At 59.1% G+C, this 26775-nt stretch carries 29 protein-coding genes; 21 read left to right on the forward strand and 8 right to left on the reverse strand.

The annotated features are described in order from the left end of the window. Window positions 1–108: 108 nt before the first annotated feature. From ACR0AZ_RS08500 to uvrC, 3 genes are all read left to right on the forward strand, one after another. A complete protein-coding gene (locus ACR0AZ_RS08500; RefSeq protein WP_480471001.1) occupies window positions 109–1071 on the forward strand; it encodes a calcium/sodium antiporter in 963 nt (320 codons plus the stop codon). Between the two features lie 21 nt (window positions 1072–1092). Next, the gene (locus ACR0AZ_RS08505) at window positions 1093–1872 is read left to right on the forward strand and encodes an SDR family oxidoreductase (protein ID WP_480471000.1); all 780 of its coding nucleotides are present in this window, start codon (window positions 1093–1095) and stop codon (window positions 1870–1872) included. A gap of 290 nt (window positions 1873–2162) precedes the next feature. Beyond that, window positions 2163–4037, forward strand: a complete 1875-nt coding sequence (gene uvrC / locus ACR0AZ_RS08510) for an excinuclease ABC subunit UvrC (RefSeq protein ID WP_480470999.1) — start codon at window positions 2163–2165, stop codon at window positions 4035–4037. Here the strand turns inward: uvrC and ACR0AZ_RS08515 are convergent. Beyond that, window positions 4034–4918 (reverse strand): DMT family transporter, encoded by an 885-nt coding sequence (locus tag ACR0AZ_RS08515; RefSeq protein ID WP_480470998.1) that lies wholly within the window; start codon window positions 4916–4918, stop codon window positions 4034–4036. The two genes, uvrC and ACR0AZ_RS08515, sit on opposite strands and share 4 nt — an antisense overlap. Then, complete coding sequence (locus tag ACR0AZ_RS08520) at window positions 4915–5061, reverse strand: hypothetical protein (RefSeq protein ID WP_480470997.1); 147 nt, start codon at window positions 5059–5061, stop codon at window positions 4915–4917. Before ACR0AZ_RS08520 ends, ACR0AZ_RS08515 begins: the two co-directional genes overlap by 4 nt. Window positions 5062–5098: 37 nt before the next feature. On the opposite strand from ACR0AZ_RS08520, the gene pgsA reads away from it, so the two are divergent. Genes pgsA through ACR0AZ_RS08535 form a run of 3 tightly spaced genes read left to right on the forward strand, consistent with a single transcriptional unit; the run spans window position 5099 to window position 6461 of the window. Then, window positions 5099–5767: a CDP-diacylglycerol--glycerol-3-phosphate 3-phosphatidyltransferase gene (gene pgsA, locus ACR0AZ_RS08525; protein ID WP_480667227.1), complete on the forward strand. Its 669-nt coding sequence runs from the start codon at window positions 5099–5101 to the stop codon at window positions 5765–5767. A gap of 3 nt (window positions 5768–5770) precedes the next feature. Next, window positions 5771–6016 (forward strand): molybdopterin converting factor subunit 1, encoded by a 246-nt coding sequence (gene moaD, locus ACR0AZ_RS08530; RefSeq protein ID WP_480470995.1) that lies wholly within the window; start codon window positions 5771–5773, stop codon window positions 6014–6016. A gap of 1 nt (window position 6017) precedes the next feature. Next, the gene (locus ACR0AZ_RS08535; protein WP_480470994.1) at window positions 6018–6461 is read left to right on the forward strand and encodes a molybdenum cofactor biosynthesis protein MoaE; all 444 of its coding nucleotides are present in this window, start codon (window positions 6018–6020) and stop codon (window positions 6459–6461) included. Between the two features lie 13 nt (window positions 6462–6474). Here the strand turns inward: ACR0AZ_RS08535 and ACR0AZ_RS08540 are convergent, their stop codons facing one another. The 3 genes from ACR0AZ_RS08540 to ubiA all read right to left on the reverse strand — a co-directional run bounded on the left by ACR0AZ_RS08540 (window position 6475) and on the right by ubiA (window position 9730). Further along, the gene (locus ACR0AZ_RS08540) at window positions 6475–6795 is read right to left on the reverse strand and encodes a hypothetical protein (protein ID WP_480470993.1); all 321 of its coding nucleotides are present in this window, start codon (window positions 6793–6795) and stop codon (window positions 6475–6477) included. 1 nt (window position 6796) lies between these two features. Next, entirely contained in the window at window positions 6797–8701 is a 1905-nt protein-coding gene (locus tag ACR0AZ_RS08545; protein ID WP_480471926.1) for an OmpA family protein, read from the reverse strand. A gap of 66 nt (window positions 8702–8767) precedes the next feature. After that, window positions 8768–9730 (reverse strand): 4-hydroxybenzoate octaprenyltransferase, encoded by a 963-nt coding sequence (ubiA, locus tag ACR0AZ_RS08550; protein ID WP_480659180.1) that lies wholly within the window; start codon window positions 9728–9730, stop codon window positions 8768–8770. Between the two features lie 12 nt (window positions 9731–9742). Here ubiA and ACR0AZ_RS08555 point away from each other — a divergent pair, with 12 nt between their 5' ends. The 11 genes from ACR0AZ_RS08555 to ACR0AZ_RS08605 all read left to right on the forward strand — a co-directional run bounded on the left by ACR0AZ_RS08555 (window position 9743) and on the right by ACR0AZ_RS08605 (window position 20603). Further along, entirely contained in the window at window positions 9743–10468 is a 726-nt protein-coding gene (locus tag ACR0AZ_RS08555) for a 16S rRNA (uracil(1498)-N(3))-methyltransferase (protein ID WP_480659182.1), read from the forward strand. Further along, window positions 10465–11313, forward strand: a complete 849-nt coding sequence (locus tag ACR0AZ_RS08560) for a GNAT family N-acetyltransferase (RefSeq protein ID WP_480667228.1) — start codon at window positions 10465–10467, stop codon at window positions 11311–11313. The genes ACR0AZ_RS08555 and ACR0AZ_RS08560 overlap by 4 nt, the downstream gene beginning before the upstream one ends. After that, a complete protein-coding gene (locus ACR0AZ_RS08565) occupies window positions 11310–11837 on the forward strand; it encodes a hypothetical protein (RefSeq protein ID WP_480470989.1) in 528 nt (175 codons plus the stop codon). Before ACR0AZ_RS08560 ends, ACR0AZ_RS08565 begins: the two co-directional genes overlap by 4 nt. A 65-nt stretch (window positions 11838–11902) precedes the next feature. Next, window positions 11903–13273, forward strand: a complete 1371-nt coding sequence (locus tag ACR0AZ_RS08570) for a glutamate--cysteine ligase (protein ID WP_480470988.1) — start codon at window positions 11903–11905, stop codon at window positions 13271–13273. Window positions 13274–13422: 149 nt separating this feature from the next. After that, window positions 13423–14493: a Hint domain-containing protein gene (locus ACR0AZ_RS08575; protein WP_480667229.1), complete on the forward strand. Its 1071-nt coding sequence runs from the start codon at window positions 13423–13425 to the stop codon at window positions 14491–14493. A 66-nt stretch (window positions 14494–14559) separates the two neighbouring features. Next, on the forward strand, window positions 14560–15633 hold the full coding sequence (pheS, locus tag ACR0AZ_RS08580) for a phenylalanine--tRNA ligase subunit alpha (protein ID WP_010443591.1): 1074 nt from the start codon (window positions 14560–14562) through the stop codon (window positions 15631–15633). Next, window positions 15630–16190: a hypothetical protein gene (locus ACR0AZ_RS08585; protein ID WP_480667230.1), complete on the forward strand. Its 561-nt coding sequence runs from the start codon at window positions 15630–15632 to the stop codon at window positions 16188–16190. Before pheS ends, ACR0AZ_RS08585 begins: the two co-directional genes overlap by 4 nt. Before the next feature lie 135 nt (window positions 16191–16325). Further along, the gene (locus tag ACR0AZ_RS08590; RefSeq protein ID WP_480470984.1) at window positions 16326–17120 is read left to right on the forward strand and encodes a CE1 family esterase; all 795 of its coding nucleotides are present in this window, start codon (window positions 16326–16328) and stop codon (window positions 17118–17120) included. Window positions 17121–17186: 66 nt separating this feature from the next. Continuing rightward, a complete protein-coding gene (locus ACR0AZ_RS08595; protein ID WP_480659192.1) occupies window positions 17187–17591 on the forward strand; it encodes a cupin domain-containing protein in 405 nt (134 codons plus the stop codon). An 88-nt stretch (window positions 17592–17679) separates the two neighbouring features. Then, window positions 17680–20076 (forward strand): phenylalanine--tRNA ligase subunit beta, encoded by a 2397-nt coding sequence (gene pheT / locus ACR0AZ_RS08600; protein WP_480667231.1) that lies wholly within the window; start codon window positions 17680–17682, stop codon window positions 20074–20076. An 80-nt stretch (window positions 20077–20156) separates the two neighbouring features. Continuing rightward, entirely contained in the window at window positions 20157–20603 is a 447-nt protein-coding gene (locus ACR0AZ_RS08605) for a YtoQ family protein (RefSeq protein WP_480470981.1), read from the forward strand. A 47-nt stretch (window positions 20604–20650) separates the two neighbouring features. Here the strand turns inward: ACR0AZ_RS08605 and ACR0AZ_RS08610 are convergent, their stop codons facing one another. Next, window positions 20651–21349: a glutathione S-transferase family protein gene (locus tag ACR0AZ_RS08610; RefSeq protein ID WP_480667232.1), complete on the reverse strand. Its 699-nt coding sequence runs from the start codon at window positions 21347–21349 to the stop codon at window positions 20651–20653. A gap of 148 nt (window positions 21350–21497) precedes the next feature. On the opposite strand from ACR0AZ_RS08610, the gene mscL reads away from it, so the two are divergent. Both mscL and ACR0AZ_RS08620 read left to right on the forward strand, forming a co-directional pair. Beyond that, on the forward strand, window positions 21498–21926 hold the full coding sequence (gene mscL / locus ACR0AZ_RS08615; protein WP_480470979.1) for a large conductance mechanosensitive channel protein MscL: 429 nt from the start codon (window positions 21498–21500) through the stop codon (window positions 21924–21926). Between the two features lie 116 nt (window positions 21927–22042). Next, entirely contained in the window at window positions 22043–22837 is a 795-nt protein-coding gene (locus ACR0AZ_RS08620; protein ID WP_480471925.1) for a mechanosensitive ion channel family protein, read from the forward strand. A gap of 191 nt (window positions 22838–23028) precedes the next feature. Here the strand turns inward: ACR0AZ_RS08620 and ald are convergent, their stop codons facing one another. After that, window positions 23029–24147 carry an alanine dehydrogenase gene (gene ald, locus ACR0AZ_RS08625; protein ID WP_480470978.1) on the reverse strand — a complete coding sequence of 373 codons (1119 nt, stop codon included), beginning with the start codon at window positions 24145–24147 and terminating at the stop codon, window positions 23029–23031. Between the two features lie 135 nt (window positions 24148–24282). On the opposite strand from ald, the gene ACR0AZ_RS08630 reads away from it, so the two are divergent. Further along, window positions 24283–24741: an Lrp/AsnC family transcriptional regulator gene (locus ACR0AZ_RS08630; protein WP_480470977.1), complete on the forward strand. Its 459-nt coding sequence runs from the start codon at window positions 24283–24285 to the stop codon at window positions 24739–24741. A 4-nt stretch (window positions 24742–24745) separates the two neighbouring features. Here the strand turns inward: ACR0AZ_RS08630 and ACR0AZ_RS08635 are convergent, their stop codons facing one another. Then, the gene (locus tag ACR0AZ_RS08635; RefSeq protein ID WP_480659202.1) at window positions 24746–25585 is read right to left on the reverse strand and encodes a CPBP family intramembrane glutamic endopeptidase; all 840 of its coding nucleotides are present in this window, start codon (window positions 25583–25585) and stop codon (window positions 24746–24748) included. Between the two features lie 271 nt (window positions 25586–25856). Here ACR0AZ_RS08635 and ppk2 point away from each other — a divergent pair, with 271 nt between their 5' ends. Further along, window positions 25857–26774 (forward strand): polyphosphate kinase 2, encoded by a 918-nt coding sequence (ppk2, locus tag ACR0AZ_RS08640; RefSeq protein WP_480470975.1) that lies wholly within the window; start codon window positions 25857–25859, stop codon window positions 26772–26774. Window position 26775 lies beyond the last annotated feature (1 nt).

Genomic DNA, 26775 nt, shown 5'->3' on the forward strand with positions numbered 1-26775 from the left:
GAAGCTGCGCTTTCCCGGTCAAAAGCGTTTGAACTCGGCTAGATGTACGCGATGCGGAAGATTCAGAATCGGCAAAGGCCCGTGTGCCTGTGAAAAAGGAGGCCGTTCATGACAGCATGGCTGTTATCCGGCCTCGGCCTGCTGATCCTGCTGCTGGCAGGCGATGCACTGGTGCGCGGCGCCGTGAACCTCAGCCTGCGTCTGGGGGTGCCCGCGCTGATCGTCAGCCTGACCATTGTGGCTTTCGGGACATCCGCCCCCGAGCTGTTGATTGCCATCAGCGCGATCAAGGAAAACGCGCCCGGAATTGCGCTTGGCAACGTGGTCGGGTCGAATACGGCGAATATTCTGCTGGTTCTCGGTGTGCCTGCCCTGTTGGCCACCCTGCACACAAGCGAATGTGACAGCCGCAAGAACTATGTCTTCATGCTGCTGGCATCGGTTCTGTTCATTGGGCTGGCTTTCTGTGGTGTGTTTAACCTGTTCAGCGGGGCAATCTTGCTTGCCGCGCTGACACTGGTTCTCTGGAATGCCTTCCGTGAGGCGCGTGCCCACCGCAAAGCCTGTGGAGAAGCCTGCGCCGATGACGATGATTTGGATGGCCTGGAAGAGGCCGACCCCGACATGCCCTATTGGAAGATTTCCATTTATCTGGTGCTGGGGCTGATCGGTTTGCCCATGGGGGCGCATCTGCTGGTCGACAACGCGACGGTGATCGCCCGCACCTACGGTGTAAGCGAAACCGTGATCGGACTGACGCTGATCGCGGTCGGGACATCCCTGCCCGAGCTTGCGACCACAGTGATGGCGGCATTGCGCAGACAGGCTGATGTGGCGCTTGGCAATGTGATCGGGTCGAACATGTTCAACCTGCTCGCCATTGTCGGCATCGCCACCTTGTTTGGCCGCATTCCTGTCGACCCGGAGTTTCTGGAATTTGATCTGTGGGTCATGCTGGGCGCATCCCTGCTGCTTATCCCTTTTGTGTTCTTCAAGAAGGACATCACGCGTGGTTGGGGAATGTTGTTGACAGTTCTGTATGCGGTCTATGTCATCTCTCTGTTGGCGTAACTGGACAGGAAGAGACGTTTCATGCCCCAAGCTTTGGTGACCGGTGCTGGAATTCGCCTGGGCCGTGCGATGGCCCTCTACCTGGCAAAGCGCGGGTATGATGTGGCTGTGCATTACGCGACCTCGGAGCAACCAGCACAAGAGGTCGTTGCTGAAATCAAGGCGCTGGGCCGATCCGCCATTGCGCTGCAGGCTGACTTACTGGACGAAGGAAATGTCACGTCTCTGGTGCCGTGTGCGGCCGAGGCGCTTGGCGGTCCGATAACATGCCTGGTGAACAACGCCTCGATTTTCGAATACGACAACATCCATACCGCCACCCGCCAAAGCTGGGACCGGCACATGGACAGCAATCTGCGTGCGCCCTTCGTGCTGACGCAGGCGATAGCAGAACAAGGGCTGGTGCCCGAAATCGACGGTGCTGGTGAACCGGTTGCGACCGGCTTGATCGTTAATATGGTCGATATGCGTGTGCGCAAGCTGACGCCCGAGTTCATGTCCTATACCATTGCCAAGATGGGTTTGTGGGCGTTGACCCGTACTTCTGCGCAGGCTCTGGCACCCGCAATCCGCGTCAATGCAATCGGGCCCGGGCCGACGATACAGGGGCACCGCCAAAGCGAAGGCCATTTCAAGGCGCAACGCATGAACACGGTTTTGGAGCGTGGGGCGAATCCGTCCGATATTACCGCAGCCCTCGGTTATTTCCTGGATGCCCACACGGTCACCGGGCAGCTGTTGTGCGTGGATGGCGGGCAGCATCTCGGCTGGCAAACCCCGGACGTTTTGGGCGTAGAATAAGTAATTTCGGTGCAAGTTTTGCACCGCTCTCAATCCCGTTACGAATACGTTACAAAAATGTCTTGTTTTTCATACACTTGTCCCATGAATGAAAAAATATACAATAAATACAAATGCTTACATAAGTGCCTATTTTTTGTGCAAATCAAAGAATCCTTAATGAAACAAGGGAAATTCGGGACAGCCCAAAACTTATCTGCACAGTTATCCACAGAAACCGTGGATTTGTTTTCTCTTGATCATTGGCTCACAAGATTGCAGCCATGACCACAGAATCATATCTCTGGCTCATGACCTCTCACTCCGACTCGACCTCTGATGTTCAGAAGACCGGCTATGCCTGTATTCAGCGCTATGTGAAAACGCTGGACAGCTCGCCGGGCGTTTACCGGATGTTGGATGGGGACAGTCGGGTTCTGTATGTGGGCAAGGCGCGGAACTTAAAAGCGCGGGTTTCGAACTATACCCGACCGGGACATTCCGGGCGGATCGAGAAGATGATCGCCGCGACGGCCTCGATGATGTTCCTGACCACACGGACCGAAACCGAGGCGCTGCTGCTGGAGCAGAACCTGATCAAGCAGCTCAAGCCCAAATACAACGTACTGCTGCGAGACGATAAGAGTTTTCCGAACATTCTGGTCGCCAAGGATCATGCCTTTCCGCAGATCAAAAAGCATCGCGGGGCGAAGAAAGAGAAGGGTGCCTATTTCGGCCCTTTCGCCAGCGCAGGGGCCGTGAACCGGACGCTAAACCAGCTGCAAAAGGCGTTTCTGCTGCGCAACTGTTCGGATTCCATGTTCGACAGCCGCACCCGGCCCTGTCTGCTCTATCAGATCAAGCGATGTTCGGGGCCGTGTGTCGGGTTGATTTCTGATGTCGACTACCGTGAAAGCGTCAAAGACGCAGAACGGTTCCTGTCAGGCCGGTCAACCAAGGTGCAGGAAGAGTTGGCCGAGCAGATGATGACCGCTTCTGAGGCGATGGAATTCGAACGCGCCGCCGGTCTGCGCGACCGAATTCGGGCACTGACGCAGGTACAGACCTCGCAAGGCATCAATCCGCGTGGCGTGACCGAGGCGGACGTGATCGGCCTTTATATGGATAGCGGGCAGGCCTGCGTTCAGGTGTTCTTCATCCGCGCCAACCAGAACTGGGGGAACAAGGATTTCTATCCTCGGGTCGGGGTCGATGTGTCCCCGGCTGAGGTGATGGAGGCCTTCCTCGGTCAGTTCTACGACAATAAGGAACCGCCCCGGCAGTTGATCCTGTCAGACGGGATCGAAAACGCCGATCTGATGCAGGAGGCGCTGACTGAGAAAGCGGGGCGCAAGGTAGAAATCCTGGTGCCCCAGCGCGGAGAAAAACAGGAACTGGTCGCAAGCGCCTTGCGCAACGCAAGGGAATCGCTGGCCCGCCGCATGTCGGAAAGCGCCACGCAAGCCAAGTTGTTGCGCGGGGTGGCCGACGCGTTTGAACTCGACGGCCCGCCGAACCGGATTGAGGTCTACGACAACTCTCACATTCAAGGCACCAACGCGGTGGGTGGCATGATCGTGGCGGGCCCTGAGGGGTTCATGAAAAACGCCTATCGCAAATTCAACATCCGTGGCGATGACCTAACCCCGGGTGACGATTTTGGGATGATGAAAGAGGTGCTGACCCGACGTTTCACCCGCTTGCAGAAAGAGGATCCGGACCGCGACAAGGGCATGTGGCCCGACCTTCTGCTGATCGACGGTGGGGCCGGGCAGGTGAGTGCAGTGCACGAGATCATGGTCGAACATGGCGTCGAAGACATCCCCATGGTCGGCGTCGCCAAAGGTGTGGACCGTGACCACGGTAAAGAAGAATTCCATCGGATCGGTCAGCGCGCTTTTGCACTGCAACGCAACGATCCGGTGCTCTACTTCATCCAACGCCTGCGAGATGAAGCGCACCGGTTTGCCATCGGTACTCACCGGGCCAAACGCGCCAAGGCCGTTGGCGCGACGCCGCTGGATGAAATCCCCGGCGTGGGGGCTGCGCGAAAGCGGGCTCTGTTGGCTCATTTCGGCAGTGCGAAGGCTGTCAGTCGGGCTAATCTGGCGGATTTGAAAGCGGTCGAGGGGATCTCAGCCGGATTGGCGCAGAAGGTTTATGACTTCTTCCACGACAAGAGCTAGTCCCGCCGCCCACGCCAGAGGATATAGAGCCCCGAGGCGACGATCAGCGCGCTGCCGATCCACATGGTCTGGTCCAGACGCTCACCAAACATCGCCACACCCAGACCAATCCCGAACAGCAGTCGGGAATATCGGAACGGCGTGACCGATGAAACCTCACCCGTGCGCATCGCCTTCATCAACGAGGCATAGGCCATGACACCCATCAGGGTCGCACCAACCAGATGCAGGCTGACATCTGGCGTCAGAGGTTGCATGGGCGTGCCCTCCCAAAACCGATAGGCCAGCCCCGCGGCCACGATGCAGAGGAAGCCGTAGAATCCCAGAACCTCGGTTCCCAATGAGGCCGGCGCCGCGCGGCTGGCCAAATCCCGCCCGGCAAAGCCGAGCATCCCCAATACGGCAAGGATCGATAGGGCCGAAAAGCTGTCCCCAGTTGGTTGGATGATGATCACCACGCCGATCAGGCCGATCAGAATGGCGCTCCAGCGTCGCCAACCGACACTTTCGCCAAAGAACAGCGCGGCCCCCGCCACGACGACCAGGGGGGTGGCCTGAAGGATGACCGTGGCCGAAGACAGCGGGGTTAGCGCAATGGCCAGCACATAAAACAGCCGTCCCAAGATCTCGAAAACTACGCGGACCTTCATCGGGCGGGACAGGACGTCAGGCTGAAACAGCTTCGTGCCGCGCAGCATGGCGACCACGGCATAAATGACGGCACCCCCTGTGCCAAAAAGAACCAATACCTGCCAGATCGGGATTGCGCCCGACGCACTCTTCAGGAACGCATCCTCGAGCGCGAACAAGGCCATGGCTGCGATCATCCACGCGCTGCCGATCAGGTTTGACAGGGGATCGGTTTGAATATGAGTCGTCATGTTTCGCTCTGCTGGAACTGCGGGCCAATCTGACCGCAAAGCCAGCGCAGGCCAAGCCGTATCTGACCGAGATCTCGCTGTTGCGACCCTTTGGTCAAATGCATCGCAACCGCCTGTGATCGGGCCAGATTTTCGAATGCCATCTTTTATGTCCCGAAGCAGCGATGTAAAGATTTAGCCATGAAGTGGAACCTGCCCAATATCCTGACCCTGCTGCGCCTGTTGGCCGCCCCCGGTCTGGCCGTGATGTTTCTGTATTTTACGCGACCCTATGCGGATTGGTTTGCGTTGATTCTGTTCCTGTCCGCCGCGATTACCGACTGGTTTGACGGCTACCTCGCACGGGCTTGGAAGCAAGAAACCAAAATGGGTGCCATGCTGGATCCGATTGCCGACAAGGCGATGGTGGTAGTCGCGCTGATGATACTGGTGGGGTATTCGACCGAAAGCTGGACGCCGTGGCTGGTACTGCCCGCGACGGTTATCCTGTTCCGCGAGGTCTTTGTCTCGGGCCTGCGGGAATATCTTGGTGATGTGGCCGGGACTCTGAAAGTGACAAAACTGGCCAAGTGGAAAACTACGGCGCAAATGGTGGCGATTGCGATCCTGTTCTCGCAGGGGATCTTTGAACACTACTTTGTGATGGCTACGTTCGGCATGGACCCTGCCCTCATCGATCAGGTGCTTTCGGGGCAGGTGGAAGACCTCAATCATATCCGCTGGCATCTGGAAGGCATGTTCTGGTCGGGCCGCATCGGGCTTTGGTTGCTCTGGATCGCTGCGACGCTGACATTGATCACTGGCTATGATTACCTACGTAAAGCCATGCCCCACCTGAAGGAGACTTAAGCGATGGACGTGCTGTATTTCGCATGGGTACGAGAGCGCATCGGCCTGCCGAAAGAGAAAGTCGAAACTGAGGCGGCAACGGTCAATGACCTCGTTGCCGAACTCAGCGCGCGCGAGGATCGCTATGCCGCCGCCTTTGCCGACCTTTCGGCCCTGCGCGTGGCTTTGGATCAGGAACTGTCGGATTTCGACGCCCCCCTAACCGGCGTGCGCGAAGTTGCGTTCTTTCCACCCATGACGGGTGGCTGACATGCGCATCGCGGTTCAGGAAGAAGCGTTCGATCTGGGGGCCGAGGCCAACGCTTTCGCCGCCGGAGATGATGCAAATGGGGCCATCGTCACCTTCACGGGGGTCGTGCGTGATCTGGCCTCGGGCGATCTGGATGTGATGGAGATCGAGCATTATCCGGGCATGACCGAACGCGCCCTGACCAAGATCGCAGAAGAGGCACAGGCCCGATGGTCATTGGGGGATGTGCTGGTGATTCACCGCCACGGTCGGCTGGCTCCGGGGGACCGGATCATGATGGTCGCCACCGCCGCGCCGCATCGCAAGGACGCGTTTGAAGCGGCGGAGTATCTGATGGATTACCTCAAATCCCGCGCGCCGTTCTGGAAAAAGGAAATCACCAACTCCGGTGCAGAGTGGGTAGCCGCCAGAGATGAGGATGAAGACGCGCTGACCCGATGGTAAAGGCGCAGCGCTCTTAATCCGCGTTGTTGATCCGCCCGCGCATTTCTTCGGCTTCCTGCCGCGCTGCGCGAAGACCTTCCATCGCGGCGGTCAGCTCGGCTTCGGTCTGGGTTAGCTGATTGGTCAGCTCTGCTTCACGCTGCTGCAGATAGGTTATCGCCTGATCGCGGGTTTCCTCGGCCTCGTGTAATTCCTGGCTCATGCGGTCCAGATCGGCCACGTCGCTTTGGCGCACGCGAGACAGGCGATGGGCCAGCCAATTGGCAAACCATCCCATGCAGAAGGCTGCGAACAGGATGATGGCGGTGGCGATGATGAATTCCGTTCTGTTCAACTTACTGATCCTCTTCGCCCGCATCCGTTGCGTCGGTTTCTGGTGTCTGGGTTTCGGCCTCCATCGCCTCAAGCCCGGTTTCGGTATTGGCCACGGGCTCGGGCCGGATCAGACGAAACTCGATGCGGCGGTTTTCTTCGCGACCTTCTTCGGTGTCGTTGTCGGCGATCGGTTGTGTCTCACCATAACCCACGGCCGAAAAGCTTGAGGTCGGCACCCGCCGTCCGCGCAGCTCGTTCAGGATCGACTGCGCGCGCGCCTGGCTGAGTTGCTGGTTCATCTCTTCCCGGCCCTGACTATCGGTATGGCCCTGAATTTCCAACCGGATCGGGCCGCATTCTCGCAAGATATCCGCGATCTGGTTCAGGGCATCGCGGGAATCGGCGGCCACTGTCGCTGAACCCGGCTCGAACGCGATCTTGCTCGCGGCCTGCACCTCGGCCAGTTGCTCTTCGCAGATCTCGGGGTCGGGCGGGGCATCTGCAGGGGCGGGCGGCTCCTGATAGGTGATCGATAGGGAGTAGTCCTGTGCTTCACCCAGCTTGTCCGACAGCAGGCCTGCGATCCGGGCCTTGGCATCGGGATCATGGCTGAGCCCCGATAGCGTAACATTGTCTGGCGTCACGGTCAGCGCACCATTGTGCAACTGCGACAGCGCTTCCAGTCCGGCCAGAACGCGCACGGGCCAGTCCGCGGGCAGGTCAGGCGCGATCCGGGTCGCCGTATGCACCTGCAGGGAACCAAAGGCCGCGCGCGCGAAACTGTCCGTCATATCACGCAGGGTCTCGTCACCCACACGCCCGCGCAGTTGAACCAAACCCTCGGGGCTGCGGGTTGCAACGAATTCAATCGGCCCTGTCGGGTCATCTGGCTCGGGTTCGGGCAGAACCGCATGCAAGACGAACACTTCGGGAAGCGCGTTTTCCAACTCTCCTACAATGCGGTCAAACTCCAGCGGGCTGGTGTCCTGCGCGGCGACAAGAGTGATGTCGGCATCCGACAACGTGACCGAACCCCGTCCAAGTTCGGACAAAGCCCGGATGCTCAACTGCGCTGCGTTCGCCCAGCGTGGGGATGGTACGCCCAGACCGATGGTGCAGGAATAAGGTCCGCTAAGCCCGGCCTGTTGTGCGGCCTCGACGATCATGTCGCGCGCGTCTTCGTCCTGCGCAGAACAGGCGTCGAACTGCCCGCCGTCCTCGTTGATCAGGTAGCGCAGGGTGAACGGCGTGATCACAGGGCGCGGCGCCGAGATCGCCAGACCAATACGCAAGCCTGGAGGTGCGGCGCGGCTCAGGTCTTGTTCCAGCCGGTCTTTCTCTTGCTGGCTGTCCGCAATGGCGGTGATGCGTACGAGTCCCGGACTGGCCGATATCTTTGCGCGTGGTAGATCAGACAGTGCTTGAATCGCATAGTCCAGCGCCTGATCCCAGCCCTTGGGCGCGGGATAGTCGGCGCTTTCCATCAGGTCCGAAACCGTCGCGTCCTGATCCAACCGTTGCAGGCGGTTCATCAGATCGTCGCGATCCTCGCTGGCCGGCACCAGACCGATGACCGAAATACCACTATCGTTGCGCAGGATTTCGGCAGAGAACCGGGGGGGTGTCAGATCGGCGGTCGGTGCGACTTCCATATCGTCGATGACGCGCGAGGTATCGACCTCGGTTCCGGCGGCGGTCAGGGCGTTGAACCGTGTCGCCTCATCCGGAGCCATTCCGGTCAGCACGACACGCAGGCCATCGGATTCAACCTCGGCCCAGTCATGTCCCTGCAGGTTCAGCGCCCGGCGCACAGCAAGTTCCGATGCGTCTTCGATCTTGCTGACCGAAAAGCTGGCGGCCACCAGGGACAGACCGGCGGACACCGCAAAGATCAACGCAACAGCAAGGGCATAAGGCAGGCGCATGGGCGGGATCGAGACTCCTCGGGCGGTTAGTTTCGGACTCATACAGAGCCCGGCCCGGAGGTGCAATCAGAGCAAAAGGGCGACGCAGAGGAAGATCAGCGGAATCAAGCCGGTGTCGCGGTTGGCCCGGAATAATTGCAACAGTTTGGCGTTGTCCTCGGTATCGAGGCCGCGCAATTGCCACGCCATATGCCACCCCATGGCCCATGGCCCACCCAACGCTACGACGAGCGCCAGAACTGATGCGTTGGGCAGCGACGCATCGATAATGGCCAGCCCCATCAGGCCGACCGTACCAACCAGAAAATACTTGAGCCATCGGGCCGTATCGGTCCCGAACAGGCGGGCGGTGGATTTGATACCGATGAGTTCATCGTCTTCGGCATCCTGATGGGCATAGATCGTGTCATAGAATAGTGTCCAGGCGATGCCTGATAGATAGAGTATGATCGCAGGCCAACCAACCGTTCCTGTATGTGCCGCCCAGGCGAGCAGTACACCCCAGTTGAAGGCCAGCCCGAGAAAGACCTGCGGCCACCAAGTGAAACGTTTTGCAAAAGGATAGATCGTGACCGGCAACAGCGACAGGACACCCATGGCAATCGCCGCGCGGTTGAAAGTCAGCAGAATCAGCAAAGCCAGCAGGCATTGCAGCACCATCCAGAACATCGCCTGCCGCACGCTGACCTGACCCGATGGGATCGGGCGCGAGCGGGTGCGTTCCACTTTCCCGTCGAACTCTCGGTCGGTGATATCGTTCCATGTGCAGCCCGCGCCACGCATCAGGAAGGCGCCGATGGCGCAGCCGATGGCAATCCACAAGTCCTCCCATCGGGGTGAACCATCGCTGAGGATCGCCAGTGCCAGCCCCCACCAGCAGGGAATGAGCAATAGCCATGTGCCAATCGGTCGGTCCGCGCGGCTGAGCCGCAGATAGGGACGGATAAAAGCGGGGGCATGGGTGTCGACCCAGTTCCCGGTGACCGCATCCGCGACCTGACCGTCTGGTGTTGGGGCATTGCCTTGCATATGTAGGGTCTCATGACTGCGAAGATCAGACTGTATGTAGAGCACCCTTTGGGTCCGGGGCAATCGGTTCCTTTGACGCGCGAACAGGCGCATTACCTGTTCGGCGTGATGCGCCTGTCGGTGGGCGGGCAGGTTGCGTTGTTCAATGGACAGGATGGCGAATGGCTGGCAGAGGTTGCTGAGGCGGGCAAACGGGGTGGAACGCTGACCTGTGCCGAGCACACCAAACCCTTGCAATTGCCACCCGACCTGTGGCTGCTCTTTGCACCGATCAAGAAGGCGCGCACCGATTTTATCGTTGAAAAGGCAGCGGAAATGGGCGCAGCGCGGATCATGCCCGTGCAGACCGAGTTTACCAATTCCGAACGTATCCGTCAGGACCGCCTGCAGGCTCATGCGGTCGAGGCCGCCGAGCAATGCGGTGGCACCTTTGTGCCCGAAGTCACCGATTTGCAGCGGCTCGACCGGGTGCTGGACACATGGTCTGAGGACCGCCAGCTGATGTTCTGTGACGAGGCCGAGGTGGGCTCTGCCCTGCGTCTCGCTGCGAATGAGAAGTCTCAGCCATGGGCCATTCTGATCGGCCCCGAGGGCGGGTTCTCTGAGCGTGAGCGCAAGCGGCTGACGGGATTGCCTTATGCTCATATCGTCAGCTTGGGGCCGCGTATCCTGCGCGCTGACACGGCGGCGGTTGCGGCGATGACCATGTGGCAACAGGCTTTGGGGGACTGGTCGTGACCTGGCGCGCGGCGCAGGTCAGCGACGTTTCGCAGATCGACACTTTTCTATCGCAGCACATTCAGACTTCTATGTTCCCGCTGGCCAACATGCGTGACTTTGGTCTGAACGGCCCGCACCTTCGTTCTTTGAAAATGTGGCTGCTGGGCGATCCCATACGTGCCGTGTTTGCCATTACGAATGAGGGCATGGTTCTGCCACAATGCCCAGACTGCTCTGACGAAGAGTTGGCGGCGGCCATCCATCTGATCCGGGGGAACGCCTTGTTTGGTATCGCCGCCGAAGCCAGGCAGGCGCGCCGGATCATGAAACTTGGCGGATGGGAAGACCGGCCCGCGACGCTCAACAGTGACGAGCCGGGATTCTCGCTGGAGCTGGATCGACTTGTCCTGCCGGAGGCAACAAGCGCCCAACTCGTGCCGATGGGAGAGCTCGACAGATCGGTTACCGAAAACTGGCGGCGGGACTATCTGATCGAGGCTATGGATTTCGATCCGACGCGTGCAGCGAAACAGGCCTGTGAAGATTTCAAAGCCTATACCAAGCGCGACTCCCACCGGGTTCTGTTGATTGACAATCAGCCTGTTTCCATGACCGGGTTCAACGCTCGCCTGCCTGAAATCGTGCAAATCGGCGGTGTCTACACCCCGCCCGGGTTGCGTGGTCGTGGCTATGCCCGTCTCGCCGTGGCCCTGCATCTGATTGAGGCGCGAGAAGGCGGAGTTTCACGCGCCGTTCTGTTCGCAGCTTCCGATTCTGCTGCGCGTGCCTATATGGCAATTGGGTTCAAACCTGCGGGTCACTACTCGCTGATCCTGTTCACCAACCCGAAGGACATTGCATGAGTTTCATTCGACCCGAAGCCAAATTGACCTTATGGCGCTGGCGCGAAGTGTTGGTGGCTTTGGTCGTCCTTTTGGTGGGCCTCAGCTGGATCAGCGGCCCCGGGGGTTTGCTTGGCTGGCTCGGCTGGCTGTTGTTGGTGATTGCGATGGCCTTGGCTGTAATTGGCGTACAGCGCGCCCGCTTCCGTACCGGCGCGGGCGGCCCCGGCGTGGTCACGATTGATGAAGGCCAGATCACCTATCTCGGCCCGCTTGATGGCGGTATCGTCGCGACGCGTGAAATCGAGCGGTTGGCGCTGGACCCGACCTCGAACCCGGCGCACTGGGTGTTGGACCAGCCGGGTCAACCAACACTTCACATTCCGGTGAATGCTGAGGGGGCTGAGGCGCTGTTCGATGTGTTTTCGAACCTGCCGGGTTTGAAAACCGAACAAATGCTGGCTGAACTGAACGGCGGCGCGATCCATCCGGTGGTGATATGGGAGCGCCGTCCGATGCGACCTGCGCATCTGCGCCTGCATTGACACTGGCGCAGTTTGCGCTCAGGACTGGCGGCTAAGACAGACACAGCAGGATCGGAGACCGGTTCATGTCCATCCCCCAGTCCGGCGGCGGACCGATCGAACGCCATGAGCAACTGGCCGAATATCTGGAATCGGGCTGCAAGCCCAAAGACGATTGGCGCATCGGGACCGAGCACGAGAAGTTCGGCTATTGCAAGGACACGCTGAAACCGCTGCCGTTCGAAGGCACCCGGTCTATCGTGGCCGTGCTCGAAGGGCTGCGCGACCGCCACGGCTGGGCTGAGGTTCGTGAGGCGGGGCATCTGATCGGGCTTGAAAAGGACGGTGCCAATGTCAGCCTGGAGCCGGGCGGCGCGCTGGAGCTGTCGGGCGCTCCGCTGGAGACCATTCACGAGACCTGCGATGAGGTGAACACCCATCTGCGCGAAGTGAAAGATATCGCCGATGAGATCGGCGTGGGTTTCATCGGTCTGGGCGCGGCCCCGATCTGGACCCATGACGAGATGCCGCTGATGCCCAAGGGCCGCTATCGGCTGATGAACGACTATATGGAAGAGGTCGGCACCATGGGTCGCGCCATGATGCGGCGCACCTGTACGGTTCAGGTCAATATCGACTTCGGGTCCGAGGCCGACATGGTGCAGAAATTGCGCGTTGCTCTGGCGCTGCAGCCTGTTGCCACGGCGCTGTTCGCAAACTCACCCTTTTTCGAGGGTAAACCGATCGGTCAGAAAAGTTGGCGCAGCTATATCTGGAGGCACCTCGACGATGCGCGCACCGGTATGCTGCCTTTCGTCTTCGAAGAGGGCTTCGGGTTCGAGCGTTACGTGCAATACGCCCTCGATGTACCGATGTATTTCGTCTATCGCGACGGTCAGTACATCAATGCATTGGGCATGTCTTTCCGCGACTTCCTGCAGGGCAAATTGCCCGCACTGCCGGGTGAGACGCCAACCTTGTCCGACTGGGCCGATCACCTGACCACGGCCTTCCCCGAAGCGCGCATCAAGAAATTCATGGAGATGCGCGGTGCCGATGGTGGCCCGTGGCGGCGCCTGTGTGCTCTGCCCGCATTCTGGGTCGGTCTGACCTATGACCAAGGCGCTCTGGACGCCGCCTGGGATCTGGTCAAAGGCTGGGATGCCGAGACGCGCGAAGCATTGCGGGTCGCGGCGGCGAAAGATGGCCTGCAGGCGCAGGTAGGAAAGATCAATATGCATGATCTGGCACGCGAGGTCGTCTCGATCGCAGATGCCGGTCTCGCCGCGCGCGCACGCGCCGGGGCAGGCGGTTTGGTTCAGGATGAGACCCATTTCCTGAATGCGCTCAAGGACAGCATCGATTCGGGTCAGGTCCCCGCAGATGAATTGATGGATCGTTACAATGGCGATTGGGACGGGGATCTGACCCGCATCTATCCGGAATTCAGCTATTGAATCATATCGCCCCGGTGCGTGACTTTGGTGCGCATTGGATCCGGGCCTGTGGCCGTTAGGTGAACATTTGCCTTCTTTCGCAACCCGTCTTGCAGGATATGGGGTCCATGCGATTTAGTCGGGCCTAGAAATCATCGAGTGATAGCGCAATGGCCCGAATTAGTGAGCTCCATTACTCAAATGCCTATGTCGCCCAGACAGGTGTGGCAGAGTTTCTTGAGGTCTCTCTGGGGTCGACGGAAGTTCCGGCTGATTTCACAGTATCGTTCTATCAGACCAACGGACAGGTTGGCATCGAGATCCCTTTGACAGACGTGCCAGGGATCAGGGTCACCGTGGACCCGGATAACAACGAACAGATCTTTGTCATTTCAGCTGATGACTTTCCCATCCTGCTCACGGATCCGAACGGCGGCGGCGCTACCAATTTTGAGGCCTACGCGCTGACCAACACCGCGACAGGTGAGGTAATAGATTTTTATGACATCGGAGGGGGCACGCAAAACATTGTCGCGCAGAACGGGCTGGCGGCCGGGCAGACCTCGGTAAATCTGCCGGTTCTCGTTGGGCCCAGCCGGACCACGACGACGCTGCAGTTCAACCAGCCGGATCCGGACACTCTGGTTTATGGCAGTCTTTCGCCCGGCGACAGTGGTGCAACCTGTTTTGCCGCTGGAACACTGGTGGATACGCCGGGTGGTCCGCGACGGGTCGAAGCGTTGCGCCCCGGCGATCTGGTTCTGACCGTCGATCAGGGCGCATGTCCGGTACAATGGATCGGAGACCGCACGGTCCGAGGACAGGGGCGGTTTGCTCCGGTGCTCATCTCGGCAGGCGTTCTGGGGGCGGAAAGCGATATTCGCGTTTCGCCACAGCACCGTGTCCTGATCTCGGGCTGGCAAGCTGAGCTGTTGTTTGGCGAGGACGAGATTCTCGTACCGGCCAAGTCCCTGATCAACGGTACAACCATCACGCAAACCCCCTGCGATATCGTGCGGTATGTGCATCTGTTTTTTGACCGCCATCAATTGGTGACGACCTCAGGCCTGATCTCGGAAAGTTTCTTTCCCGGCGCTCAGGCTGTTGCAGGGCTTGGCGATGCCGCCGCCGAGGAACTGTTTGCCCTGTTCCCCGAGCTGCGACAGCACCCGAGTGTTTATGGCAACACGATCCGACCGGTGCGCAGTGGCCCGCAGGCGGCGGTTCTGACCGCAACCTGATCCGCCCCCTCTTGCTTTCGCGGACTGCTGTGATAGCAGAGCCTCAACAGCATTCAGGGGACCGTCATGGACGATCTTAAGGCAAAATATCTGGGTCAAATCGCCGAAGCGGGCGACGAAAACGCGCTGGAGGCGATCCGTGTCGCTGCCGTGGGTAAAAAGGGCGAAGTCGCGCTCAAGATGCGCGAGCTGGGTAAGATGACGCCCGAAGAGCGTCAGGTGGCCGGCCCCGCGCTGAACGCCCTGAAGGATGAGATCAACTCAGCGCTTTCCGCCAAGAAGGCAGCCCTTGCCGATGCCGCGTTGGATGAGCGTCTGCGCACTGAATGGCTGGACGTCACCCTGCCGACCCGCGCGCGCCGTCAGGGCTCGATCCACCCGGTCAGTCAGGCGACCGAGGAACTGACCGCGATCTTTGCAGAACTGGGTTTCTCGGTGGCCGAAGGGCCGCGGATCGAGACCGACTGGCACAATTTTGACGCGCTGAACATCCCCGGCCACCACCCCGCGCGGGCTGAGATGGATACGTTCTACATGCACCGCGCCGAGGGCGATAATCGCCCGCCGCATGTGCTGCGGACCCATACTTCGCCGGTGCAGATCCGTTCGATGGAATTGCAGGGCGCGCCGATCCGCGTGATCTGTCCGGGCGGTGTGTACCGTGCCGACTATGACCAGACTCACACGCCGATGTTCCATCAGGTCGAAGGTTTGGCCATCGACAAGGACATCTCGATGGCGAACCTGAAATGGGTTCTGGAAGAGTTCGTGAAGGCGTTCTTCGAGGTCGACGACGTCGAACTGCGTTTCCGCGCCTCGCACTTCCCCTTCACCGAGCCATCGGCCGAGGTCGATATCCGCTGTTCCTGGGATAACGGTCAGCTGAAGATCGGCGAGGGCGATGACTGGATGGAGATTCTGGGCTCCGGCATGGTCCACCCCAAGGTGATCGCCGCCGGTGGCATCGACCCCGAGGTTTATCAGGGCTTTGCCTTTGGCATCGGCATCGACCGTCTGGCGATGCTGAAATACGGCATTCCCGATCTGCGGGCGTTCTTTGATTCTGACCTGCGCTGGCTGCGGCACTATGGGTTCGCAGCGCTGGATATGCCGAACCTGCATGGTGGTTTGTCTCGGTGAATCCAGCGGAACTCGCATGGTATGCCAAGCCGTTCCTGTTTGGCTTAAGCATTGCAACTATTTGGCTTGTTATTGGTCCGATTGTATCTGCTGTGCTAGCCGCCATTGCTACTCACGTATTAACTCGCAGGCGTGATAGAGAAAACTTCCACCTAAGGCTGGAAGAAGAAGCGAAAATAGCTTCGAGGCAAATTAGGCGCGAAAAATTATTGAGTGCCTATCGTGCGCTGGATGATTCTGAGCCGGAAAGAGTTAAGCATCGGCAACTAGGCCCCGATTCAGAGGAATGGTGGCAGTTGGAACGTGCGAGAATGGCTGCACTAAGCGATGTGAACCTTTTTGGCGATGAGAAGTTGGCCTCAGAATTGGACTTAATTGTGAGAGACTATACGGCATACGACACCAGCCGGATAATGAACGATCTTAGAGACCTTTTGAGATCTGAGTTTGGATTGGAAAAAACTGTAGCCCGTTACAAGTGGGTGGATGTTGGCCCGAGGCAAGCAGAGCAAAACAACAATGGGAGTTCTGGTGAGTCTGTACCGCCAAGCCTGTAGAAGTTGAAGCGAATGAGTAGCAACGCGTCGCTAAAACTCTTGGGTGGTGCCAAAGCTCATCGAAAACGCGGCTTGTTACAGGTTCCCACAGGGTTGTGACGTGACAGTTGGCGTCAGGTGGCTAGGCTCCGGCCTATGATCTATCGACTGCTCTGCCTTCTTCTGCTGACCGCCACCCAAGCCGCCGCCGTGGATACCTGCCACGGTGATGTTGCCTGCGAGGTCGGTGACCGCTCGTACCATGTGCTCGAGCCCGAGGGCTGGGACGGGGAAACGCCTCTGCCGGTGCTGTTGCATTTCCACGGCTGGGCGCGGCAGGGGACTGTGGTGGTCAATCATGAACGCATCGCCGGGGCGACCAAGCTGCGGGGCGTGTTGCTGGTGGCCCCGAACGGTTTGGGCAAAAGCTGGGATTTCTGGACGTCGGACACGGGCGATGTGCCTTTTGCCGATGCGGTGCTGCAGGACGTCGCCAAACGCTATCCGATTGATCCGGACCGCATCTATGTCTCGGGCTATTCCTTCGGCGGCGCAATGGCGTGGCGCTATGTGTGCCAGTCGGGCAATGATATTGCCGCCTTGCTGGCCGTTGCGGGCAGCATCCGTCAGACGGAAGACTGCCCCGAAGCCCCGCGCGAGGCACGCCATGTGCACGGGCTGAGCGATACGGTGATGGATTTTCCCTATGGCGCGAATGGCGACACGACTTATCCGGTCGCGCTGTGGCGTGCGGCTTATGACTGCCACGATGCGACCCCGCGCGGGGATTGGAGCGTTGTTCCGATCCTGACCCTCAGCCGCGTGGAATGGACCGATTGCGCACGCGGGCAGGTCACATTGGACACCCATCCGGGCGGGCATTTCATCCCGCATGGCTGGATCGGGCGACAGCTGGATGAACTGTTGGGGCGCAAACCGACCTATCCCTGAGGTGTTTGACATCGCCGCGCGTTCACACTCCCCTAAGCGGTGCAACCTGATTAAGGACCCTATCTGATGAGACTGTTGCCGCTTGCCCTGATTCTGGCCGCCGCGCCTGCCTTCGCCCGTGACACTTATCCTCCGGTTGATGTGCTGTTGCAGACCGATACCACAGTCGCGGGTGAGCCACTCGAATACCCTGCAGGCAAGCCGCAGATCACCATGGCCATCGTCACTCTGCAGCCGGGGCAGAAAACCGGCTTGCATCATCACGAGGCCCCTCTGGCGGCCTATATTCTGGAAGGTGAGATTACCGTCGATTACGGCACGGCGGGTATCCGGGTCTTCAGAGCCGGCGACGCACTGGTTGAGGCGCTGCACTCATCCCACGCGGGCGAGAATACCGGTGATGGAATTGCGAGGGTTCTGGCGGTGTTTGTCGGATCGGATAGCGTTTCAAACACGGTCGCAGAGGAGTAGCGAGGGGGACGCCACGCGCCCTCTTTCCCCTGTGTGCAATATCCGCTACATGCGGTCTGACCCGAGATTTACTGGCGGAAACCGACCGATGAAATTCACTCTTTCCTGGCTGAAGGACCACCTTGATACCGATGCTTCGGTGGACGAGATCGCCGAGGCGCTGACCGATCTGGGCCTTGAGGTCGAAGAGATCGTGAACCCGGCGGACCGGCTGGCGGACTTTACGCTGGGTCATGTGAAACATGCCGAGAAGCACCCGGATGCCGACAAGCTGCGCGTCTGCACGGTTGAGACCGATGAGGGCGATCTGCAGATTATCTGTGGCGCGCCCAACGCACGCGAGGGCATCACGGTCGTGGTATGTAAACCGGGCACGTATATCCCCGGTTTGGATATCACCATCAGCGTCGGCAAAATCCGTGGTGTCGAGAGCTTTGGCATGATGGCCTCGGAACGCGAGCTTGAGCTGTCGGACGAGCATGACGGCATCATTGAGCTGCCCTCGGGCGAGGTTGGCGACAAATTCGTCGACTGGCTGGCCGAGAACGACCCGTCGAAGGTTGATCCGATGATCGAGATCGCAATAACGCCGAACCGCCCCGATGCGCTGGGCGTTGAGGGGATCGCGCGTGATCTGGCTGCGCGGGGCATTGGTACGCTGAAACAGCGCGACTATGCCCCGGTGGCGGGTGATTTCGAAAGCCCCATCAAGGTGACCATTGACGAGGACACGCTGGATGGCGCACCGCATTTCACCGGGCGTTTGATCAAGGGCGTGAAGAACGGCCCCAGCCCGCAATGGCTGCAGGACCAGTTGAAGGCCATCGGTCTGCGCCCAATCTCGGCTTTGGTGGACATCACCAATTACATGACCTTCGATCACAACCGCCCGCTGCACGTATTCGATGCTGACAAGGTGCAAGGCAACCTGCGTGTGCATCGCGCCAAAGGCGGCGAGAAGCTGGTGGCGTTGGACGAGAAGGAATACACCTTGCAACCCGGCATGATGGTCATTTCTGACGACAAGGGTCCGGAATCGATCGCCGGGATCATGGGTGGTGAGCAAACCGGCTGCACCGAAGAGACGGTGAACGTCTTCCTTGAAAGCGCGTTCTGGTATCACGTGCAGATCGCTCTGACCGGCCGGGCGCTGAAGATTAACTCGGACGCGCGCTATCGGTTCGAGCGTGGTGTCGACCCGGAATACACCCGTGAAGGGTTGGAACATGCGACGCAGATGATCCTGGATATTTGCGGCGGTGAAGCCTCGAACGTGGTCGAGGCTGGCAAGGCCCCGAACCATGCGCGGGCCTATAAGCTGGATGCGGCGCGGGTGCAGTCCTTGGTCGGGATGGACATCCCTGAGAGCGAGCAGCGGCAGACCCTGACACGCCTCGGCTTCCGTCTGGACGGCGAGATGGCGCATGTACCCAGCTGGCGTCCCGATATCATGGGTGAAGCCGATCTGGTGGAAGAGGTCGCGCGGATCGCGTCCCTGACCAAGCTGCAGGGCAAGCCTTTGTCGCGTGTGACGGATGGTATTCCTAAGCCCGTGATGACACCGGCACAGCGCCGTCAGTCTATGGCCCGCCGGACCTGTGCCGCGCTGGGGTACAATGAATGCGTGACCTATACTTTCATCGATCAGGCCTCGGCGGTGCTGTTTGATGGCGGTGACGACAAGACCATGCTGGAAAACCCCATTTCGTCCGAGATGAGCCATATGCGTCCCGATCTGCTGCCCGGTTTGTTGCAGGCGGCTGCGCGCAATCAGGCGCGGGGTTATGCGGATCTGGCCCTGTTCGAGGTTGGGCCAGTGTTCCACGATGGCGAGCCGGGGGATCAGAAAACACAGATCTCGGGCCTGCTGGTGGGTCGGTCGGGGCCGAAAGACGTTCATGGTGCTTCGCGCCCGGTCGATGTGTTCGACGCCAAGGCGGATGCCGAGGCGGTGTTGGCTGCAATTGGCGCGCCTGCCAAGGTGCAGATCATGCGGGACGGTGATGCGTGGTGGCACCCGGGCCGCCATGGCAAGATCTGCCTGGGGCCGAAGAAGGTGCTGGGGGTGTTCGGAGAGCTGCACCCACGCGTGTTGCAGGCAATGGACATCAAGGGTCCCGCGATGGCTTTCACCATCTGGCCGGATGAGGTGCCGATGCCGCGCAAATCGGGCGCGACCCGCTCGGCGCTGGAACTGCGAGACCTTCAGGCGGTCGAACGCGATTTCGCCTTCGTCGTGGATGCCGATATCGAGGCACTGACACTGGTGAATGCGGCCGCGGGTGCCGATAAGGTGCTGATCGAAGATGTGCGCGTCTTTGACGAGTTCATCGGCGGCAGTCTGGGCGAGGGCAAGAAATCTTTGGCCATCACCGTGCGGCTGCAGCCTTCGGACACGACTTTGAAGGAAAAAGACATCGAGGCGGTCAGTGCCAAGATCGTCGAGAAGGTGGCGAAAGCCACGGGCGGCGTGCTACGCGGCTAAGACTGCATCCGCCTTTGGCGGGAGTATTTCTGAGAAGACGAAGGGGCGGCTGCGCCCCTTTTTCACGGGAGGAGCAAGAGATGCTAAAGGTTTATCTGTCCGGTGAGATTCACACGGATTGGCGCGAACAAATCATCACTGGTGCCGAAGGGTTGGACGTCGTGTTCAGCAGCCCAGTGACAGACCATGCAGCCTCGGACGATTGCGGCGTTGCGATCTTGGGTGAGGAACCAAACAAGTATTGGCACGACCACAAGGGTGCGATGGTGAACGCGATCCGGACCCGCAAGGGGATTTCAGAGGCAGACATCGTCGTTGTGCGCTTTGGTGACAAGTACAAGCAGTGGAACGCGGCTTTTGATGCGGGATATGCGGCGGCTCTGGGCAAATCGATCATCGTTCTGCACGGCCCCGATCATCAGCACGCCCTGAAAGAAGTGGATGCTGCTGCACTCGCCGTCGCCGAGGAGCCTTCGCAGGTCGTGGAAATTCTTCGCTATGTCGAGTCGGGCCGCTTGCCCGGCTAAGCCTGTAGGCGGGCGCGGCGCCGGGGCGCCGCTGCCCGGTTGTCAGGTCAGTCCCGTGGGGGGATAGCCAGACCCTTTTGGACCGTAGGCCGTTCAAGGAAGCGGTCGAGATAGGCGGTGACATTGGTGTAGCCTTCCCAGCCGATCACCTCTTTCACGCCGTAATAATCGAGGCCACGCAGCCAGGGCGCTATGGCGATATCTGCGATCGAATAGTCTCCGGCGATCCAATCCTGCCCATCCAGTTGCGTGTTCAGGACGTTCAGCAGGCGTTTGGCCTCGGTCACATAGCGTTCGCGGGGGCGGGGGTCTTCGATCTCGCTGCCAGCGAATTTGTGGAAATAACCCAGCTGACCGAACATCGGCCCCAACCCACCCATCTGGAACATCAGCCATTGGGTGACCCGATGCTTGTCCGCTTTGGTCCGGCCCAGCAGCATGTTGCTTTTTTCAGCCAGATACAGAAGGATCGCCCCGCTTTCAAAAAGACCCAGTGGTTCGCCATCGGGTCCATTCGGATCGATCAGCGCCGGGATCTTGTTGTTGGGGTTCAGCGACAGAAATTCGGGACTTTTGACATCTGCGTCTGCCAGCGTGACCAGATGCGCCTCATAAGGCAGGCCGGTCTCCTCTAGCATGATTGAGGCTTTCACACCATTCGGGGTGGGAAAGGAATACAGCTGAATGACACTCGGGTCCCGGGCGGGCCACTTGTCAATAATGGAATAGGATGCGAGGGCGGGCATGGGACCTCCTGAAAAATGCCGTTCGGGGAAAAATAGGCGCTGTTTCCCATAAAAACATGCATTTAATAGTGCAATTAGCGCACAATTACTCTGCGCCTGCGCGCGAAAACCAAAACAATCGGTTAAACACCACCGAAGAGAGGGAAACATGATTCAGGAATTCAAGACGTTTATTGCCAAGGGCAATGTCATGGATATGGCTGTCGGTATCATCATCGGCGCGGCGTTTACCGCAATTGTCACATCTCTGGTGGGCGACCTGATCAACCCGCTCATCGGTCTGTTCACCGGCGGTATCGACTTTACCAACAATTATGCTGTTCTGGCCGGTGAAGTAGCCGAAGGTGCAAGCCTAGAAGCTGCCCGCGAAACCGGTGCATCGGTCTTTGCCTATGGCGCGTTCATCATGGCGATCATCAACTTCCTGATCATAGCGTGGGTCGTGTTCCTGCTGGTGAAAATGGTCAACCGGATCAAGGACGCCGCTGCGGCCGAAGAAGAGGCGGCCGAAGAGGCACCCGCAGGCCCCAGCGAGCTGGACATCCTGGTGGAAATCCGCGACGCACTCAAGAAGTAAACCCTGCCAATTGTGCGGGTTGTGGCCTCGCCGGTTTGGCGAGGCCACATTTTATGAAATGACTGAAAGAAGGAAAGGCCAGAATGGATCAGACGATCGAAATGGCGAACCAAGCCATGGGTATGGCAAATGGCTATCTGCCGATATTGTTGAACGCGGGCAAGGCCCTGATCGTTCTCATTTTGGGCTGGATCATGGCCGGGATGATCTCGGGTGTTGTGCGCCGCCGCATCAACAAGACGCCTCAGATTGATCCAACGCTGGGCAACTTTGCTGCCAGCATGATCAAATGGGCCATTCTGGCCATGGTTCTGGTTGCCGTGCTGGGCATTTTCGGGATCGAGGCCACCAGCATCGTCGCCATTCTGGGTGCGGCGTCGCTGGCTATCGGTCTGGCGCTGCAAGGTACGCTCAGTGATCTGGCAGCCGGGGTGATGCTGGTAGTGTTCCGCCCCTACAAGCTTGGTCAATATGTGGATGTCGGTGGTACCGCGGGTACGGTGAAGGACCTGAACCTGTTCACCACTGAACTGGTGACGCCGGATAACGTTCAGATCATCGTCCCGAACGGTCAGGCCTGGGGATCTGTGATCACCAACTTTTCTGCGCATGACACGCGCCGGGTCGATCTGGTGTTTGGCATCGACTATGGCGACAGTGCAGATGAAGCGATGAATATCATTCTGGATGTGGCTAAGGCGGATGCGCGGGTTATGGGCGACCCCGAACCATGGGTGCGGGTCACCAACCTGGGGGACAGTTCGGTGGATCTGACGACCCGCGTCTGGTGTGCGGCTGCGGATTACTGGGATGTGAAGTTTGAGCTTACCAAAGCGGTCAAAGAAGCATTCGACGCGAAGGGTGTTTCGATCCCCTATCCGCATTCGGTGGAGATCCACAAAGAGGGCTGAGCCCTCCCACCCGTCGAGCGGGCATTGGAAATGCCCTCCTCCGGTTGGGCCAAGCGCCGCGCATTCTGCGCTGCGCTTTCGTTTTTTTGCTAAGGTTTCAACTAGCGCTGCCGCGCCGCGCAACAAGCGCGGCGCCTAGCCCAACGCTGTAAAGCACTCTCGTCAGAGAGCGCTTTCAGCGGAGGGAGGGTTTATGATTTGATCACAAGGCTGGGGGCGACCACATCGATGCCCAGCGCTTTGCCCACCGCGTAATAGGTCAGTTGACCGGCATGCACGTTCAGACCGGCCAGCAAATGCGGATCGTCCTGGCAAGCCTGTTTCCAGCCCTTGTCCGCCAGCGACAACATGAACGGCATCGTTGCGTTGCCCAGCGCGATGGTCGAGGTGCGTGCGACCGCGCCTGGCATGTTGGCGACGCAATAGTGCATGATGCCGTCGACGTCATAGATCGGATCGGCGTGGGTGGTCGCTTTCGATGTCTCGAAGCAGCCGCCTTGATCAATCGCCACATCTACCAGAACCGCACCGGGTTTCATGGTCGAGAGCTGCTCTCGCGTGATCAGCTTTGGTGCTGCAGCGCCGGGGATCAGGACCGCACCGATTACCATATCGGCGTCCTGGATCAATTCAGCAGTGGCGCCTGCGGTCGAATACTGGTTCTTGAAACGGCCGCCAAACACGTCATCCAGATAACGCAGGCGCGGCAGAGAGCGGTCCAGTACAGTGACATCTGCACCCATACCCGCAGCGATTTGGGCTGCGTGAGTACCTACAACGCCACCGCCGATCACCACCACTTTGGCAGGGCCAACGCCGGGGACGCCGCCCATCAGAACGCCGCGCCCGCCATTGGCTTTCTGAAGGGTCCACGATCCGACCTGAGGGGCCAGCCGTCCCGCGACCTCGGACATCGGGGCCAGCAAGGGTAGGCCGCCGCTGGAATCCGTCACGGTTTCATAAGCAATCGCGGTGCAGCCGGAGGCCAGCAGGTCATGAGTTTGATCCGGATCGGGTGCAAGGTGCAGATAGGTGAACAGCAACTGACCTTCGCGCAGCATTTTGCGCTCGACGGCTTGTGGCTCTTTGACCTTGACGATCATGTCAGCCGTTGCAAACACCTCTTCTGCCGTGTCTACGATGCGCGCGCCTGCGGCCAAATAGGCATCGTTGTCAAAGCCCGAGCCCATCCCGGCACCAGTTTCGATGATCACTTCGTGACCGCGTGCCACTGCTTCCTGTGCGGCATTCGGGGTCATGCCGACGCGGAATTCCTGAGGTTTGATTTCCTTGGGGCAGCCGATTTTCATGAGAGACTCCGTTTATAAACTGCCTAAATTATGGGCAATTTGCAGCGCAATTTTTGTGAAACCCCGCTTGCTAATTGTTGAAACTGTGGGAAATTATCCGAAGAATTTCTTCATATACGCGATGGATGTGCGCAAATGACATTGGATGCAACAGATCGAAAGATTCTCGCAGCGCTGCAGCGCAAAGGCAGAATGTCGAATGCGGAGCTTTCGGAACAGGCAAACCTTTCGCCGTCAGCATGTCACCGCCGCGTGCAGCGGCTTGAGGCCGATGGGTACATCAAGGATTACGTGGCTCTGCTGGATGCGCGCAAATTGAACGTACCAACAACCGTCTTTGTCGAGATCACCTTGCAAGGACAGGCAGAAGAAGTTCTGGAGGCGTTTGAAAAAGCCGTCGCACGGATACCGGACGTCCTGGAATGCCACCTGATGGCGGGCACCGCAGATTATATCCTGAAGGTTGTTGCCGAAAACACGGAAGATTTCGCGCGTATTCACCGTCAATTCTTGTCGCGCCTGCCGGGCGTGGCGCAGATGCAAAGTTCGTTCGCGCTTAGGACGGTTTTCAAGACAACCGCTCTGCCGGTTTGAGAGATCAAGCCGGGCCGGGATAAGTGAACAGCAGAAAGTGGGCCAGATTGAAGCCGAAATGCATCAAGACAGGCACCCAAAGGCGACCCGTTGCGAAATAGCCAAGACCGCAGGCGAACCCAAGTAACGCTGCGAAGATGACCAACACCGCACCACCCGCTGCGTGGGCGAGGCCGAATATCAGGCTAGCCGTCACAATGCCTGCCAATGGTCCGAACCGGTTGGTCATCGCTGATTGAAGATAGCCACGAAAGAACGCCTCTTCCGTCAGGCAGGTCAGGAACAGATTGGACAACGCGAATATTAGCCACCACTCGGGCAGGCCGGGTTCCGGGTTCACTGCGCCGGATACCAGGCCTGCGGTCAGCAATATGGGCAGCAACACCAGCCCAACGAGCAGTGGTGCGAATTTGACGACGTGCTTTGCGTTCAGCATCGCAGGCCACGCCAACACCACGGCAAAGAAGATCATTGGCTTGTCCAGATTGACATACATCGTGAACAGGCTGCTTTCGGGTCCCGCCTGCACTTGATCAAGAACCAGCGGGTTGCGCACACCGGGCAACAGATGCGAGGCCAGCGCCAGGCACCAGCCGATTAGAATGAGGTGACCAAATACCAGCGGCGCGCCCTTGAGACGGGGGAGCTGAGCGGCCCCCAGCAGGCCCAAAAGGATGATCAGTGCTGCATCCCAAGATACAAGCCCGCGCAACAGAACAGTTGCTCCGAATGCTGCAAGCAGGATGAGCGCGATGTTGCGACTGCCGAACAGCATCCCAATCTGGGCAGCAATCAGAAACAGCCAGGGCCAAAGTACAGGCAGCAGAGGCAGAAGATGGCTCACGACAGACTCCGTTCGTACCAATCCTAGATGCGGAAGTTGGGGGTCGAAAGGCAAGTGCTGATATTCCAGGCAGTCGCGCCAGAATTGCGGCATTCTCTGGTGTTGCGGCAATTCAGACGCTTGTAACCCGAACAAGACCGCGCCAGTATTCCTGATCCGGAGACCTCGTAAACGTCCGCCGCGTTTATTAGACGATCACAGCGGGCGATGACATCCGCCGGTTACACAGCCCTGATATTGTCCGGTCCCGGTGAATGATAAGGAGCAGACCTTGGCCTACGAAAACGATCGCGCCCCCAAAGACTGGCTTGAAGCCGAACTCGAAGACACGCTGGACGAAGATTTTGAAATTGAATTCAGCGAACCCATGCTCTCGATGGAAGTGCGCAAGATCTATAAGGACCAGCACCCCGACATGCTGGACCGCAAGGTGTATTTCCGCAACCTGTTGCGTCTGCAGGCCGAGCTGATCAAGGTGCAGGACTGGGTGGTGCATACCGGGGCAAAGGTCTGCATTCTGTTCGAGGGGCGCGACAGCGCGGGCAAGGGGGGTGTGATCAAGCGGATCACCCAGCGTCTGAACCCGCGTGTGGCTCGTGTCGTGGCCCTACCGGCGCCCAGTCGCCGTGAGCAGAGTCAGTGGTATTTCCAACGCTATGTGCCGCATCTGCCGGCGGCGGGTGAGATCGTGTTGTTCGACCGCTCCTGGTACAACCGCGCCGGTGTCGAGCGGGTGATGGGATTTGCCAACGAAGATCAGGTCGAGCAGTTCTTTCAAGACGTTCCCGAATTCGAACGTATGTTGGTGCGGTCGGGGATCATCCTGTTGAAATACTGGTTCTCGATCACCGACGAAGAGCAGCAGTTGCGATTCCTGATGCGCATCCACGACCCGATGAAACAGTGGAAGTTGTCGCCCATGGACCTTGAATCCCGTATCCGATGGGAGGCCTATACGAAGGCAAAGGAAGACATGTTCTTCCGCACCAACATCTCGGAGGCCCCGTGGTACATTGTCGAAGGCAACGACAAGAAACGCGAACGCCTGAACTGTATCGAACACCTGCTGACGAAGATCCCTTATGACGACGTTCCGCAGGAAAAAGTGAACCTGCCCGATCGGCGCTATAACCCCGAATACGAACGGCGCATTCTGCCGGACGAGCTGCACGTGCCGAAGATTTACTGAG

It is taken from the genome of Ruegeria sp. BE3 (genome assembly GCF_056538865.1).